This is a genomic window from Kribbella deserti, from assembly GCF_042434725.1.
Lineage (GTDB): Bacteria > Actinomycetota > Actinomycetes > Propionibacteriales > Kribbellaceae > Kribbella > Kribbella deserti.
In genome coordinates, this window is the sequence record NZ_JBHLTC010000012.1 from 48789 (window position 1) to 62370 (window position 13582).

The 13582-nt window shown below is 66.8% G+C and carries 15 protein-coding genes; 10 read left to right on the forward strand and 5 right to left on the reverse strand.

The features are described 5' to 3' along the window. The 6 genes from ACFFGN_RS10685 (at position 1) to ACFFGN_RS10710 (ending at position 6970) form a co-directional block, all read left to right on the forward strand. Positions 1–900: a 5-dehydro-4-deoxyglucarate dehydratase gene (locus ACFFGN_RS10685; RefSeq protein WP_380046000.1), complete on the forward strand. Its 900-nt coding sequence runs from the start codon at positions 1–3 to the stop codon at positions 898–900. Beyond that, on the forward strand, positions 897–2162 hold the full coding sequence (locus ACFFGN_RS10690) for a glucarate dehydratase family protein (protein WP_380046002.1): 1266 nt from the start codon (positions 897–899) through the stop codon (positions 2160–2162). Before ACFFGN_RS10685 ends, ACFFGN_RS10690 begins: the two co-directional genes overlap by 4 nt. After that, positions 2156–3304, forward strand: a complete 1149-nt coding sequence (locus ACFFGN_RS10695) for an alpha-amylase family protein (RefSeq protein ID WP_380046004.1) — start codon at positions 2156–2158, stop codon at positions 3302–3304. The genes ACFFGN_RS10690 and ACFFGN_RS10695 overlap by 7 nt, the downstream gene beginning before the upstream one ends. Next, positions 3301–4254 (forward strand): D-2-hydroxyacid dehydrogenase, encoded by a 954-nt coding sequence (locus ACFFGN_RS10700; RefSeq protein ID WP_380046006.1) that lies wholly within the window; start codon positions 3301–3303, stop codon positions 4252–4254. The genes ACFFGN_RS10695 and ACFFGN_RS10700 overlap by 4 nt, the downstream gene beginning before the upstream one ends. Before the next feature lie 70 nt (positions 4255–4324). Next, entirely contained in the window at positions 4325–5095 is a 771-nt protein-coding gene (locus tag ACFFGN_RS10705) for a polysaccharide lyase family 7 protein (RefSeq protein WP_380046008.1), read from the forward strand. A gap of 135 nt (positions 5096–5230) precedes the next feature. Beyond that, on the forward strand, positions 5231–6970 hold the full coding sequence (locus ACFFGN_RS10710; protein ID WP_380046010.1) for a family 43 glycosylhydrolase: 1740 nt from the start codon (positions 5231–5233) through the stop codon (positions 6968–6970). Here the strand turns inward: ACFFGN_RS10710 and ACFFGN_RS10715 are convergent. Beyond that, positions 6963–7970: an ArsR/SmtB family transcription factor gene (locus tag ACFFGN_RS10715; RefSeq protein WP_380046012.1), complete on the reverse strand. Its 1008-nt coding sequence runs from the start codon at positions 7968–7970 to the stop codon at positions 6963–6965. The two genes, ACFFGN_RS10710 and ACFFGN_RS10715, sit on opposite strands and share 8 nt — an antisense overlap. A gap of 64 nt (positions 7971–8034) precedes the next feature. On the opposite strand from ACFFGN_RS10715, the gene ACFFGN_RS10720 reads away from it, so the two are divergent. Continuing rightward, positions 8035–9363: a tryptophanase gene (locus ACFFGN_RS10720; protein WP_380046014.1), complete on the forward strand. Its 1329-nt coding sequence runs from the start codon at positions 8035–8037 to the stop codon at positions 9361–9363. Positions 9364–9375: 12 nt separating this feature from the next. Here the strand turns inward: ACFFGN_RS10720 and ACFFGN_RS10725 are convergent, their stop codons facing one another. Together ACFFGN_RS10725 and ACFFGN_RS10730 are read right to left on the reverse strand one after the other, a co-directional pair. Then, positions 9376–10263, reverse strand: coding sequence for a fumarylacetoacetate hydrolase family protein (locus ACFFGN_RS10725; protein ID WP_380046016.1), 888 nt, complete (start codon positions 10261–10263; stop codon positions 9376–9378). Further along, positions 10260–10658, reverse strand: coding sequence for a RidA family protein (locus ACFFGN_RS10730; RefSeq protein WP_380046019.1), 399 nt, complete (start codon positions 10656–10658; stop codon positions 10260–10262). Before ACFFGN_RS10730 ends, ACFFGN_RS10725 begins: the two co-directional genes overlap by 4 nt. 472 nt (positions 10659–11130) lie before the next feature. Between ACFFGN_RS10730 and ACFFGN_RS10735 the strand changes: the two genes are divergently transcribed. The 3 genes from ACFFGN_RS10735 to ACFFGN_RS10745 all read left to right on the forward strand — a co-directional run bounded on the left by ACFFGN_RS10735 (position 11131) and on the right by ACFFGN_RS10745 (position 12886). Further along, on the forward strand, positions 11131–11727 hold the full coding sequence (locus ACFFGN_RS10735; protein ID WP_380046021.1) for a TetR/AcrR family transcriptional regulator: 597 nt from the start codon (positions 11131–11133) through the stop codon (positions 11725–11727). Further along, entirely contained in the window at positions 11724–12425 is a 702-nt protein-coding gene (locus ACFFGN_RS10740) for a YqeB family protein (RefSeq protein WP_380046023.1), read from the forward strand. The genes ACFFGN_RS10735 and ACFFGN_RS10740 overlap by 4 nt, the downstream gene beginning before the upstream one ends. 62 nt (positions 12426–12487) lie before the next feature. Continuing rightward, on the forward strand, positions 12488–12886 hold the full coding sequence (locus ACFFGN_RS10745) for a pilus assembly protein CpaE (RefSeq protein WP_380046025.1): 399 nt from the start codon (positions 12488–12490) through the stop codon (positions 12884–12886). 134 nt (positions 12887–13020) lie between these two features. On the opposite strand, the gene ACFFGN_RS10750 is transcribed toward ACFFGN_RS10745, so the two are convergent. Beyond that, complete coding sequence (locus ACFFGN_RS10750; protein WP_380046027.1) at positions 13021–13272, reverse strand: hypothetical protein; 252 nt, start codon at positions 13270–13272, stop codon at positions 13021–13023. A gap of 102 nt (positions 13273–13374) precedes the next feature. Further along, a complete protein-coding gene (locus ACFFGN_RS10755) occupies positions 13375–13551 on the reverse strand; it encodes a hypothetical protein (protein WP_380046029.1) in 177 nt (58 codons plus the stop codon). Positions 13552–13582: the final 31 nt, after the last annotated feature.

Consider the following 13582-nt stretch of genomic DNA (forward strand, 5'->3'; position numbering starts at 1 on the left):
ATGTTTCTCGACCGCCTATCCGCCTTCCCGGTCACGGCCTTCGACAAGTCCGGCGACCTGGCCCTGGACCGCTATCGCGAGCACGTGCGGGTCCAGCTCGACGCCGGACCTGCCGCGATCTTCGCGTGTTGTGGCACTGGAGAGTTCTTCTCGCTCACCCTCGACGAGTACGCCGCCGCCGTCCGTACGGCGGTGACCGAGGCCGCCGGGGCGCTGCCGGTCTTCGCGGGCACGGGGTACGGAACGGCCCCTGCCAAGCAGTACGCCGATGCCGCTCGCGAGGCTGGTGCGGATGGCCTGCTGGTCCTTCCGCCGTACCTGGTGAAGGCCTCTCAGCAGGGGCTGCTCGACCACTACCAGGCGCTGGCGCGTTCTGCCGGTCTGCCGTTGATCGCGTACCAGCGGGACAACGCGGTGTTCACGGCCGAGAGCGCGGCGGCCCTCGCGACGATCCCGGGGGTCATCGGATTCAAGGACGGCGTGGGTGACCTGGACCTGATGCAACGGGTGATGGCCGCCGCGCCGGACTTGCTGTACCTGAACGGTCTTCCGACGGCGGAGGTGACGGCCCGTTCGTACCGCGCGGTCGGTATCCGGGCGTACTCGTCCGCGGTGCACTGTTTCGCACCGGAGATCGCGCACGCCTTCGAGGCGGCGCTGGTTGCCGGTGACAACGCCCAGGTCGACCGCCTGTTGAGCGAGTTCTACCTGCCTCTGGTCACCTTGCGCGACAAAGGCCAGGGGTACGCCGTTTCCCTGGTGAAGGCCGCCGTTCGTTCGCGCTGGACGGATGTCGGCTCGGTTCGTTCACCCTTGACCGATCCCACGCCTGCGCATCTGGAGGAACTGGAGTCGATCATCGATCGAGGTCTGGCCCTGGTTCGCAAGGAGGCCGCATGAGGATCACCGAGGTGGTCATCACGCCGATCGCGATGAAGGACCCGCCCCTGCGCAATATCCACGGCGTGCACCAGCCGTACGCGCTCAGGTCGATCCTCCAGGTCCGGACCGACGATGGGCTGGAAGGCCTCGGCGAGACGTACGGCGATAGGGCCATCGTTGACGCCCTGCGCCTGGTGGCTCCGCGTCTGGCCGGGCTCGATCCGTTCGACCTCAACTGGTTGGAGCGGATTGTGCGGGAGACGCTTGGCGGGGTAGCCGCCGAGGCGACGCACGGGTTGATCGGTGCCGCTAGCGCGTCGAAGACCCTTTCCACGGTGTTCTCCGCGTTCGAGGTGGCCTGCTGGGATTTGCAGGGTCATGCGCTCGGGCGGCCAGTGGCGGATCTACTCGGCGGGCGCGTGCGGGACGCCGTTCCGTACAGCGGGTACCTCTTCTTCAAGGCCGCCGCACACGTGCCGTCGCCGGGTTATCCGGACGACACCTGGGGTGAGGCGATGACCGCGGAGGGCATCGTCGAGCAAGCATGTCGCATGGTTGACGAGTACGGCTTCCGCTCGCTCAAGCTGAAGGGCGGCGTACTGCCCGCGCTCGACGAGGCGGACGTGATTCTCGCGCTGCGTGACGCCTTCCCGGAGCACCCGCTGCGGCTCGATCCGAACACGGGCTGGACGGTGGAGACGAGTATTGCCGTGAGCCGGAAGGTCGAGGGTGTGCTGGAATACCTGGAGGATCCGACCGGCGGGATCGAGGGCATGGCCGCGGTGGCCCGCGAGGTATCGATGCCATTGGCAACGAACATGTGCGTGACCGCGTTCGAGCACCTGGCGCCGGCCGTACGGCAGGATGCGGTTCAGGTCGTATTGTCCGACCACCACTTCTGGGGTGGATTGCGGCGTTCCCGCGAACTGGCGGCCGTCTGCCGGACGTTCGGTCTCGGGTTGTCCATGCACTCGAACTCGCATCTCGGGATCAGCCTCGCGGCGATGACCCAGCTGGCCGCGGCCACGCCCGAACTGACCTACGCCTGCGACACCCACTACCCGTATCTCGTGGAGGATGTCGTTGTGCCAGGCGCTTTGCGTTTCGTGGACGGCTCGGTCCCGGTGCCGACCGGCCCGGGTCTGGGGGTCGAGCTGGATCTCGATTCCCTGGCGCGGCTGGCCGAGCAGTACGAAGGCGCCGGGTTCGATACCCGGGACGACGTCACGCCGATGCTGGCGATCGATCCGGCCTGGGATCCGGTGATCCCGCGATGGTGAGGCACGGGGTCTTCGCGTACACCTGGGATCTCGTCGGCGATCCCGACGCGGCTCGCCGGATCGCGGACCTGGGCGCCGATACCGTCACGCTGCAGGCGGTCTACCACTCGGTGCGGGCCACGACCGGTTGGCATCCTCGACACCGGGTGGTGCATGCGGACCACGCGGCCGCGTACTTCCGGATCCGGCCGGACCGTTGGCGAGGGCAACGGCTCCAGCCGGTCGCACCTGGCTGGGGTGTGCCCGATGACGACCGATTCGGTACGGCGCTGAAGGCATTGACCGCCGCGGGGTTACGAACCGAGGCGTGGATGGTGCTGACGCATTCGTCGATCCTCGGGCGGTCCGCGCCGGACCTCACGGTGCGGAACGCCTTCGGGGAGAACTTCCAGTACGCGTTATGCCCGGCGCAACCGGAAGTCCGGTCGTACGTGCTGACTTTGGTTCGCGAAATGTGCGCCCAGTACGACGTGGCCGAGCTGATGCTGGAGGCCTGCGGGTGGCTCGGCTTCGAGCATGGCAGCCACCATGAGAAGACCGCCGGTGCCGATTTGTCGACATGTGCCCGGGATCTACTGTCGTTGTGCCTTTGCCCGGCGTGCGCGGCACAGCTTGTTGAGCTTGATCCCGTGCAACTCGCGCGGGACATCCGCCAGTTGGTGGATCGCGAACTGCAGCAGGGCATTCCAGCCGGCGCCAACCTCGCGGACGCTATCGGTAAGACGCGCGCGGAGATCGTCTTTCAGCACCGTGCGAAGGTCATCGCGGATCTCGTGGCGGATATCCGTTCGGTCGCCTCCGGTCCTGAGCTGTTGCTGATGGCAACGGATGACCCGCAGGTGACCGGGCCGGACGTCGGCACGGATCTGACGGCTTTCACCGAATCACCCGACGCCTTCGTGCTGAAGTGCTGGCGCGACGAGGAAGCGGCGCTGGCGCAGGTCAAAGCGGCCGCCGCGCGGACCGCCGTAGCGCTGGTGGCCAACGTGACGGCCTTGGACGAACGGCCCGAGGACCTCGCGTCGTTCACCACCCGACTCGTTGCGGCCGGCGCCTCCCAGGTTCGGTACTACCATGCAGGGCTGGCATCACCGGCACGTCAGCAGGCCATCCGTACGGCGATCCGAGGTGAAAGCGGGTGAAGCTCGTGCTGGTTCCCCCTCAGGTCGACGCCACCCGGGACTGGCCGGAACGGCTGATGGCGGACGTTCCCGGCTGGGAGGTGGTCCGCCCACCGTGCGAGGCCATGCGCGCCGAACTCCAAACGGCCGACGCGGCGTACGGCGTACTCACCCCCGACCTGCTGACCGAGAGCCTGAAGTGGTTGCAGGCGCCGCAGGCCGCTCCGCCGCCGGGGTACTTCTTCCCTGAGCTGGTTGATCACCCGGTGGTGGTGACGAATATGCGCGACACCTATACCGATCACGTGGCGGCGCACACGTTGGCGTTGGTTCTCGCGATGTGCCGTGGGCTGCCGCTGTACTTCCGGGATCAGCGGGACGAATGCTGGGCGCCGGACTGGGATCCGGCTTCGGTGGTGACCTTGCCTGAGGCAACGGCCTTGATCGTCGGCGCCGGCGCCGTCGGAGCCGAGGTCGGCCGGTTGTTGTCCGAGTTCGGTACGACGGTGATCGGGGTGGACGCGCGCACGGCAGGACCGTTGCCCGGGTTCGCCCGGGTCGAACCGGCTGAGGCGCTCGACGCGTTGCTGCCCACGGCGGATCTGGTCATCCTGACAGTGCCGCATACGCCTGCGACCGAAGGCTTCTTCGACGCAAAGCGGTTCGCGCTGCTGCGCCCGTCGGCGTACTTCGTGAACGTGGGCCGGGGGCCGACCGTCCAACTCGACGCCCTGATGGATGCTCTTGAGGCGGACCGCCTGGCCGGGGCCGCGCTCGACGTCTTCGAGACGGAACCGCTGCCGCCGGGCCATCCGTTGTGGCGGCGGCCGGATGTTCTGATCACCCCGCACGTCGCCGGGGTCGGCCCGCACGCCGACGAACGCCGGTACGCCGTACTGCGGGACAACGCGCGCCGCTTCGCGAGCGGCCTGGACCTGGTCAACCTGGTCGACAAGGCCGCCTGGTTCTGAAGGGAGTTGTAGGCAACGTTCCGCTTGTGACCCGGACGTCGTGCCGGGTCCGATCGAAGGAGAGTGCACGATGCGTGGATACCGTCCCCTCGCCGTCCTGCTGTCCATGGTCGCCAGCGCGACCCTCGTCGCCCAGACGTCGAGCAGTTCCACCGCCGCTCCTGCTGACGGTTGCAGCTATCCCGGCAACGTCCTCGACTTGTCCCACTGGAAGTTGCAGCTTCCGCTCGACGATCCCAACAAGGAGGGCACCCAGATCCTGCAGATCACCCAGCCGCAGCTGGACACCTACCGGGTCTCGCCCTGGTTCAAGACCAGGAGCTGCGAGGCCGTGCAGTTCCGCAACCCAGTCAACGGCGTCAAGACCCCGAACACCACGTACGCCCGCTCCGAGTTGCGGGAGATGGACAGCACCGGCAAAGAGGCTCGCTGGTCCTCGAACTCCGGCACGCACACAATGGTGATCGACCAGGCCATCACGCACTTGCCCGAGGTCAAGCGGCATGTAGTGGCTGGACAGATCCACGACGGCAACGACCGCTCGGTGTTCCGGCTGGAGGGATCGAACCTCTATGTCACTCGGGACAACGACACCCACTACAAGCTGGTGACCAGCGACTACAAGCTCGGCACCCGCTTCCAGGCCAAGTTCGTCGTCAGCGATGGCTCGATCAAGGCCTACTACAACAACGTCTTGCAGGCGACTATCCCGGTCTCGTTCACTACTGGCTACTTCAAGGCCGGGGTGTACACGCAGGCCAACTGCGTGAACTCTTCGCCATGTGACAGCAGCAACTTCGGCCAGGTGATCGTGTACGACGTGAGCGTCACGCACAGCTGAGCCCGGTGGGATCACCGGTTCCGGTCCGCCGGGCTCAGGCCGGTGATCCCACCTACTTTCGACCGACGTCGAAGGTTCCTTGTCAGCGACGGCGCTTCGGCTCTACGGTCCTGGCACGTCGATGAGGGGAACGCGATGAAGCGTGCCGGGCTGGTGCTGGCTGTCCTATTCGCTCTACTGACAACTCCGACTGCGGCTGTTGCGGCGCCGGGTGGTGCGCCAGAAGTACCGAAGACGTTGATCGGGCAGGACTTTCCCGATCCGGACATCGTGCGCGTCGGCAGCACCTGGTACGCCTACGCCACCAACAACTCCGGCCATCTCCCGGTCGCCAGCGCGCCAACGATCGACGGTCCGTGGTCGATCCGTGGTGACGCGATGCCGGGTGGTCCCGCCGCGGACTGGGCCCGGGCCGGGCGGACCTGGGCACCGGACGTGACGGCCAATCCCGACGGCTCGTTCACCCTCACGTACACCGCCTGGCACGCGTCGTCCGGCCGGCAGTGCATCGGGATGGCCTTCGCTCGTTCGCCACTCGGGCCGTTCATTCCGTACGGCAGTGGGCCGTTCATCTGCCCGCTGTCCGACGGCGGCGCGATCGACGCGAACACCTTCTTCGCCGCCGACGGCACTCGCTATTTGACCTGGAAGAACGACGGCAACGCGATCAACGTGCCGACCACGCTGTACGTGCGCCAGGCCGTCGACAACGGCGCGCGCCTGATCGGCGATCGGATCGCGATGATCAGCGCTCCGGCCGGACAGGTGATCGAGGCGCCCGACCTGGTCCAGCGGGATGGCCGGTTCTACCTCTTCTATTCAGGTGGCGACTACTCCGGCTGCGGCTACTACACGTCGTACGCGACCGCCTGGTCGTTGACTGGTCCGTGGGCCCGAGCCCCGCAAGCACTGATGACGACGGCCAACTCGGGCGTCTGTGGTCCGGGTGGTGCTGACATCGTCACGGCGGCCGATGGCCTTACCGGCGGCGACAAGCTCGTCCTGCACGCGTACTCGGGTTCGGCCCGTCACGTGTTCTCCGTGGACCTCAGCTGGGTGAACGGCGTACCGGTGATCGGTGGCAGCCGGATGGCCTCGATGGACGGCAACGGCCGCGCCGAGGTGGCCTCGATCAGTGCGGACGGCGTGATCCGGGCCTGGCACAACTACCTGGGCTTCGAGACCATGCCGTACGGCGCCTCGGCCGTCATCGCGCAGGGCTTCACCGATCCCACCCGAACGCGATTCGCTGACCTGGATGATGACGGCAAGTCCGAGATCATCGCGATCCAGGCGAACGGCGAACTGCGGGCGTGGCACAACGACGCGGGTATGGCCGAGATGCCGTACGGCGACTCGGTGGTGATCGGCTCGGGCTTCACCGAACCGGGAGGGATCCAGTTCGCGGATCTCGACGACGATGGCCGGGCGGAGCTGATCTTGATCCAGGCCGACGGGCAGGTTCGGGCCTGGCACAACGACGGCGCCTTCAGTTCGATGCCGTACGGCGACTCCCGCGTAATCGCGAACGGGTTCACCGCGGATCGCACGTTCTTCCCGGACCTGGACGGCGACGGCCGCGCCGAGATCGCCAGCACGCAGGCCGACGGTCAGATCCGGGCGTGGCACAACGACGCCGGGTTCGCCACCACGCCGTACGGCGACTCGCGAATCGTGGCGCAGGGCTTCACCGATCCGGCGCGGACTCGGTTCGCCGACTTCGATGAGGACGGGCGGGACGAGATCGTCGCGATCCAGGCGAACGGCGAATTGCGGGCGTGGCACAACGACGCGGGTTTCGCGACGATGCCCTATGGCGCTTCGCGGATCGTTGGTACCGGCTTCACCGATCCCTCGCGGGCGGTCTTCATCTAGCTAACAGGCGGAGTTCGTAGGCCAGGTCGATCAGGCGCTGGCCTACTACTTCGTACAGCACGTAGTAGCCCTCGCGGCGGGTTTGAACCACTCCGGCGTCCAGTAGCAACTTGAGGTGCCGGGAGACCGCCGCGCCGGATAGGCCCAGTAGGCCAGACAGCTCCTGCGTACTGCGTGGTTCTTCGGCTAGCAGGCGAATGATGTCGAGACGGGACTGGCCGCCTAACGCCCGTAAGCCTGCAGAGAGCTCGACGGATTCGCGTACCTGGGGATTCGGCGGCACGACCGGATAGGTCATTCGCAACGGCCAGGGCTCGTCGCAAGTCACCCGCACGTGCGGCCACGCGTAGTAGCTCGGGGTCAGCCGCAACGGCCCACGCTCGGCCACCTCGACCCGGTGGTCGTGCGGCCGATCGAGCAACACTAGGCGGCGCCGTACGTCGAGTCTGATCGCGGGGGCTAGTTCACGCAGCAGGGGCAGAACGCCGCCGGGTAAGGCGGTTCCAGCTTCCGCGACGGTGTCGAGCAGCTGTGGTTCAAGGTGGTCCCACTCCTTGCTGAAGGCAAGTTCCCAGTAGGTGGTGAGGGTGGTGAGGACGTCGTCGAGTACGCCTCTTGGGTCCTTCTTGATCAGCTTGCGGAGGTTCGCGGCGTTGGCCTTGGCCGATTCGTTGACCAGGACTGCTTCGGAGAGGTCGCGGGCGATGTGCGCGGCTGGCAGGGCGCGCACTATCTCGACCTCCTCCGCGAAGGTGCGGTCGAGATGCCCCGCGCCCGCCTCGAACAAGGCCGGTACGTAATCGCGAACGACCCAGCTCAACCGCCGCAGGTCGTTGCGAAGTTGAGGCGGCAGATCCCGGCATCGCCGTACCCAGGGCAGCTGCAGCGCGTGATGCCCGGGCGCGCTCAGGGCATGCCAGGAATGCACCGTCTCGGCCAGCGCGGACAGCTCGAAACTGACGTGCTCGGCCGCGTCGGGTGGCATCCGCAGGGTGATCACAGAACTGATTATCTCTTTCGCGAATATGTTGTCGCGGCTTCGGCGCCGTCCCGACACTCAGGTCATGACCGCCTTCATGGAGCCCTTCCGGATCAAGTCCGTCGAGCCGATCGCCTTTCCCACCGCCGCGGAACGTCGCGCCGCGCTGGAGGCCGCCGGGTACAACCTGTTCAAGATCGATGCCGACCAGATCACCATTGACCTGCTCACCGACTCCGGTACCGGCGCGATGTCGGCCGCGCAATGGTCGGCGCTGCTGTCCGGCGACGAGTCGTACGCCGGGGCGCGGTCGTTCCGCCGGTTCGAATCAGTGGTCCGCGATCTGACCGGTTTCGCCGAGGTGCTGCCGGTCCACCAGGGTCGTGCGGCGGAACGACTCGTACTGTCGGCACTGCTCAAGCCGGGTCAGGCCAGCGTGAGCAACACCCACTTCGACACCACCCGGGCGCACGTCGAACTCGCCGGCGGCAAGGCCGTGGATCTGCCCGCGCCGGATGGCGGCAACATCGACCTGGTCCGGTTGCGCGCGAGTTTCGCGACCGAGGACGTGGCGTGCGTCGTACTGACCGTCACCAACAACGGCCTCGGCGGCAAACCCGTGCTGATGGAGAACATCCGGGCCACCCGGGCGATCTGCGACGAGTTCGGCGTACCGCTGACCCTGGATGCGGCGCGCTTCGCGGAGAACGCCTACTTGATCACCGAGCTGGAGCCGGAGTTCACCGGGCACTCGCCGCGCAAGGTGGCCGAGCTGATGTTCCGGTCGGCCGACATCATCTGGGCCAGTCTGAAGAAGGACGGTATCGCCAACATCGGCGGACTGGTCGCGCTGAACGACCCGGACTTGGCCGCACGCTGCCGCCTCGAACTGATCGCGTACGAAGGCTTCCCGACGTACGGCGGACTGGCCGGGCGTGATCTCGATGCACTCGCGCAGGGACTTCTGGAGGTCACCGAGCCGTCGTACCTGCGTTATCGCGCCGAGTCGGCCCGGTGGTTCGGGGAGGCGCTGCGGGCGGTTGGCATGCCCGTAGTCGAGCCGGTCGGCCTGCACGCGGTCTACATCGACGCGGGCGAACTCCTGCCTGGGCGGAACTTGCCCGCGAACGCGTTGCTGGCCGAGCTCTACCTGGAGGGCGGTATCCGCGCCAGCGAGCTCGGGACTCTCGCCTTCGGGCGGGTAGACCCAGCAGGCGGTCCGGACATCCCTTCGGCGCGAGAGCTTGTACGGTTCTGCCTGCCGCGGCGGGTCTATACGCGGAGCCACCTGGAGTACGTGGTGGAAGCCGCTGCCGCGGTGGTCAAGCGCGCCGAGGCCATCCCGGGCTACCGGATCGTCCACCAGGACCCAGTGATGCGCCACTTCACCGCACGATTGGCGCCGATGCTCTAGTGGCTCCTGCGGTTAGGACGGTTCGGCGAGGGGTGCCCGGGTGACGTGGTTGCAGAGCTCTCCGATGGCTTCGGCCCGCACGACCACCTCATCGCCGTCCTGCAGGAAGAGCTGCGGATCGCGGGCGTTGCCGATACCGGAGGGCGTACCCGTCAGGAGGACGTCACCCGGGTACAGCGTCATCCCGAACGACAGCTCGCTGATCAGCCTTGCAATGCTGAAGGCCATCTCGGCGGTCGAAGCGCTCTGCCGGAGTTCACCGTTCACGAGGCACTCGAGCCGGACGTTCTGCGGGTCACCGAGTTCATCCGGTGTAACGATCCAAGGCCCGAGCGGCATCGTCTGGTCAATGCTTTTGCCCTTGAGCCATTGACCGCCGTGTGCGCGCTGAACATCCCGCAAGGACACGTCGTTCGCCAAGGTGTAACCCCAGACGTGATCGAGCGCCTTCTCCTCGGGAATGCTCCGGCCACGCCAGCCGATCACCACCGCCACCTCGGCCTCGTAGTCCCACTGCCGCGAGAGGTTCGGGTCGTACGCGATGTCGTCGTACGGCCCGATCGCGGTTCCAGGCGCCTTACCGAAGAACGTCGGCTGCGACGGCGGATCCACGTCCTGGCCCTCGCGCTTGCCCTTGCTCTCGTAGAAGTGGTCCCAGTAGTTCCAGCCGGTGCAGAGGATGTCCCGGCGGAACCGGCGAATCGGAGCCACCAGGCGGACCTCGTCGATCAACACCCGCCGCAGCTCCGGCAGCGCCGTACGGATGGAGTCGATCGCCGGCTGACCACCTTCGATCACGGACGCCAGGTCGGACCAGCCCTCGGGCAACAGCACCACGTCGACGCCGTCGATCACCGCCGGACGTTCCACGGCCTCGAACTCGACCGTCGCGAACCTCATCCGGCCAGCACCGCGATCGCGTTGATCTCGATCAGATAATCCGGATGGGCCAGCCGGCTGACCTCGACCATGGTGGACGCGGGCAACGGCTCTCGGAAGTAATCGGCTCGCACCTGATGGATCTTGGCAAAGTCGTCCATATTGCGCACGTACACGTCCACCCGGCAGACATCGTCGAGCGTTCCACCTGCCGCCGCCAGCGCGGTCTGGATGTTCTCGCACACCTGCCGGGTCTGGGCCGCGACATCACCGACGCCCACGATCGATCCATCCGGCGTACGCGCCGTCATCCCGGACACGAACACCAGCCGACCGGTCGCCTCCACCGCCGTGGCCTGGGAGAACACGCCGTTCGGGCTGCGCAGATCCGGACTACTGAGCTGCGTTTTAGGCATCAAGAACCTCCATCAGGGGATTTGATCAAACATCACACCCTCACCCCACCGCAACACCAGCGGCCCCGTACCCACCCCCATCCACCCCAGCGCACGCCCACCCCTGTGGACGCTCCACCGATGGTCGGACCCGAAATGCGGCCTCCGTGAACACCCTTCCCACGGTCGGACCCAGAATGCGGCCCTCTGTGGACACCCCACCACGGTCGGACCCGAAATACGGGCGCCACCTGTGGATATCCCTGCCACGGTCGGACGCGAAATGCGGGCCGGCTCGCGTCCTCCGCGCGGCGCCCCGCCGGCATTCACAGCTCACCGCAAAGTGCGTCCGACCGTGCGAGGTCTGTCCACAGGAGGTTCCACTAGCCGCGGGCGTGGTGGGCGACGCGTCTGGTTGCGGGGGAGTTCGGCCGTGGATGATGGTTCGTGCTAATTTCAGGCCGTGCGGTCTAAAAATGGAGCGGGTGGCCGGATGTCGTTCATTCAGACGGCTCGGCGGGCGCAGATCATCGAGGCGGCGATCGAGACGGTGGCGGCGATCGGTTACGGGCAGGCGTCGCTGGCTCGGATCGCGGGGCAGGCCGAGATCAGCAAAAGCGTCATCTCGTACCACTTCTCGAACAAGGAGGACTTGCTCGAGAAGGTCGTCGAACAGGTCCTGTCCGACTGGAACGCGTCGATGCGGCCGCTGCTCGAGGCGGAACCGACCGCGGCCGGACGGCTCGCGGCGTACATCCGCTCGCGGCTGGCTTACCTGCGGGAGAACCGGCGCCGAGTGGTCGCTTTGACCGAAATCATCATGAACCACCGCGACGCCGACGGCCGCCTGGTTTTCGCCGAGCGCGACGCCGAACCGGTCGACGAGTTGCTGGCGATCCTGCGTGCGGGTCAGAGCGCCGGCGAGTTCCGCGCGTTCGACTCGATGGTGCTCGCGATGACCGTGACCCAGGCCCTGGAGGGCGCGATGACGCGATGGGCCGAACAGCCCGAGACCGATCTCGCGACGTACGCCGAAGAACTGGTGACGCTGTTCCGCCTCGCCACCGATACCCAGGAGCCCGAACGATGAACAGCCAGCGGCAGACCGTGATCGGTCACTCCACTGTCGACAAACTCGTGCTGTACGGCGGGCTGCCGGTGGTGGGCCTGGTGCTCGGGTATTTCCTGCCGCGGATCGCGGACTGGGCGATGACCCAGAAGTGGTTGCCGAAGGGCCCGCTCAGGTTCATCGCCGAGTGGGATGCCTGGTGGGTCGTCGGCATTCTCATGCTGGCGGGCCTGATCGGCGGACTCCTGCTGGCGGCGGTAGCTCTGGAAGACAGCCTCAAGGTGACCGTCACCGATACCGAGGTCGAGCTGCTCAAGAACACCAAGACCCAGACCGTACGGCGATCGGACCTCGCGCTGGCCTTCCTGGACGGCAAGGAACTCGTACTGCAGGACGCCACGTCCCGTGAACTCGCGCGGGAAAAGCATGACCAGCTCGCGTCGGGCCGGGCTAAATTCGGTCCGGCCTTCCGGCAGCACGGATACGCGTGGTCCGAGGACGGTGATCCGCACGCGAACGCCTTCAGCCGCTGGATCGAGGACCACCCGGACGTTCCGCCGGCGGTCAACGCCGTACTGAAGGCACGCGCCAAGGCGATCGCGGCGGGCGACAAAGGCAAGGCAGACGTGCGGGAGTTCCGGCAGGAGGTCGGCAAGCTCGGCTACGTCGTACGCGACGAGCACGGCAAGCAGTACATCCGCGCCATCAAGCAAGCCTGACGTCGCACCTCGACGGGCCGGTTCGGCGGGCCTGGTTTCGGCTGCCTGGGCAGACTGGTGGGGTGATCACACTTGAGCAGGCCAGGCGATTGCGACGCGCCGGGGTGTTGTGGGTCCCTGGACCGGGCGATCGCTTCATCGTGCCGAACCGGGAGATGGACGACGACGTCTTCGTGGTCAGCGATATGACGGTCGAGGTACACGACTACCCCGGCGGCAAGGTGATCGGGTTCAACGGCACCACCGAATGGGCGCTGGACAGTATCGAACAGCGCGAGGTGGTTTGGCTGCCCCGGGAGAACCAGCTGCGCGAGTTGCTGGCCGACCGCTTCGTCCGGCTGGAGGCGGTGCCGGACGGTTACGCGGTCGTGCTGGCGGCTGACGGCGATGAACACACGTTCACCGGGCCGGACGCCGAGCAGGCCTATGCCGAAGCCCTGCTCGCGCTACTGACGCCGTAAAAGCGACTACCGATCGACCCCTCCGTCAACCGGTCGGCTGCTTCGCCGTCATCAGTTCGGTACTGCCACAGGTGCTTTCCCAGGTTCGCCGTGGTCAGCGGTTCACCCTTGCCCTGCCACGCTGCCAGGTACGGTCAGCGGTCGAGGGCGGCACGGAGCTGGCTGACGCGGCCGATCAGGCGGTCGCGTTGCTCGGCCGTGCCACGGTGGGTCCGCAGCAGTCCTTCGTACAGCTCCAGCTGGGTAACGGCCTGGAGCAGCTCGTCCGGGCTCATCGGGGCGTGGTCGCTGCCCCGATCGATCCGGCCGTGCTCGTTGCGAACCACCTGACGCCACAGTGCCGGTACGGCGTGGTGGCGGCCGCGGGTGATGGTGACAGTGCTCATATCGTCCTCCTCTGAAACCGCCGGGGCGGTGTTTGCCTACTCAGACGACGGTTCGCCGTCAGAAGTTCGGAGCGTTTCCGCATCGATGCGCGAGCTGGAAAATCAATCGGTTCCGCTGGTGGTCACCTGCAACTTCGGGCCCTCCGAGGGCTTGAAGAGTTCACCGACACCGGGCCGCCAGATCGCGAGAATCGCAACGACGGCGACGATGCCGAGAACCGTGATCAGCTGGGCCCGAAGTGAGGCCTGGCGGCGGCGGGGCAGAAAGTCGTTCGTCATGGTGTCTACCCTCGCGAATTTCCCGCCGCGG

Bases quoted from the DNA above. Each gene is read 5' to 3' on its own strand.
- ACFFGN_RS10720 (WP_380046014.1), top strand. From the start codon at position 8,035: ATGACCGCCTTCATGGAGCCCTTCCGGATCAAGTCCGTCGAGCCGATC.
- ACFFGN_RS10705 (WP_380046008.1), top strand. From the start codon at position 4,325: ATGCGTGGATACCGTCCCCTCGCCGTCCTGCTGTCCATGGTCGCCAGC.
- ACFFGN_RS10755 (WP_380046029.1), bottom strand. From the start codon at position 13,551: ATGACGAACGACTTTCTGCCCCGCCGCCGCCAGGCCTCACTTCGGGCC.
- ACFFGN_RS10730 (WP_380046019.1), bottom strand. From the start codon at position 10,658: ATGCCTAAAACGCAGCTCAGTAGTCCGGATCTGCGCAGCCCGAACGGC.
- ACFFGN_RS10685 (WP_380046000.1), top strand. From the start codon at position 1: ATGTTTCTCGACCGCCTATCCGCCTTCCCGGTCACGGCCTTCGACAAG.
- ACFFGN_RS10750 (WP_380046027.1), bottom strand. From the start codon at position 13,272: ATGAGCACTGTCACCATCACCCGCGGCCGCCACCACGCCGTACCGGCA.
- ACFFGN_RS10740 (WP_380046023.1), top strand. From the start codon at position 11,724: ATGAACAGCCAGCGGCAGACCGTGATCGGTCACTCCACTGTCGACAAA.
- ACFFGN_RS10690 (WP_380046002.1), top strand. From the start codon at position 897: ATGAGGATCACCGAGGTGGTCATCACGCCGATCGCGATGAAGGACCCG.
- ACFFGN_RS10735 (WP_380046021.1), top strand. From the start codon at position 11,131: ATGTCGTTCATTCAGACGGCTCGGCGGGCGCAGATCATCGAGGCGGCG.
- ACFFGN_RS10710 (WP_380046010.1), top strand. From the start codon at position 5,231: ATGAAGCGTGCCGGGCTGGTGCTGGCTGTCCTATTCGCTCTACTGACA.
- ACFFGN_RS10725 (WP_380046016.1), bottom strand. From the start codon at position 10,263: ATGAGGTTCGCGACGGTCGAGTTCGAGGCCGTGGAACGTCCGGCGGTG.
- ACFFGN_RS10695 (WP_380046004.1), top strand. From the start codon at position 2,156: ATGGTGAGGCACGGGGTCTTCGCGTACACCTGGGATCTCGTCGGCGAT.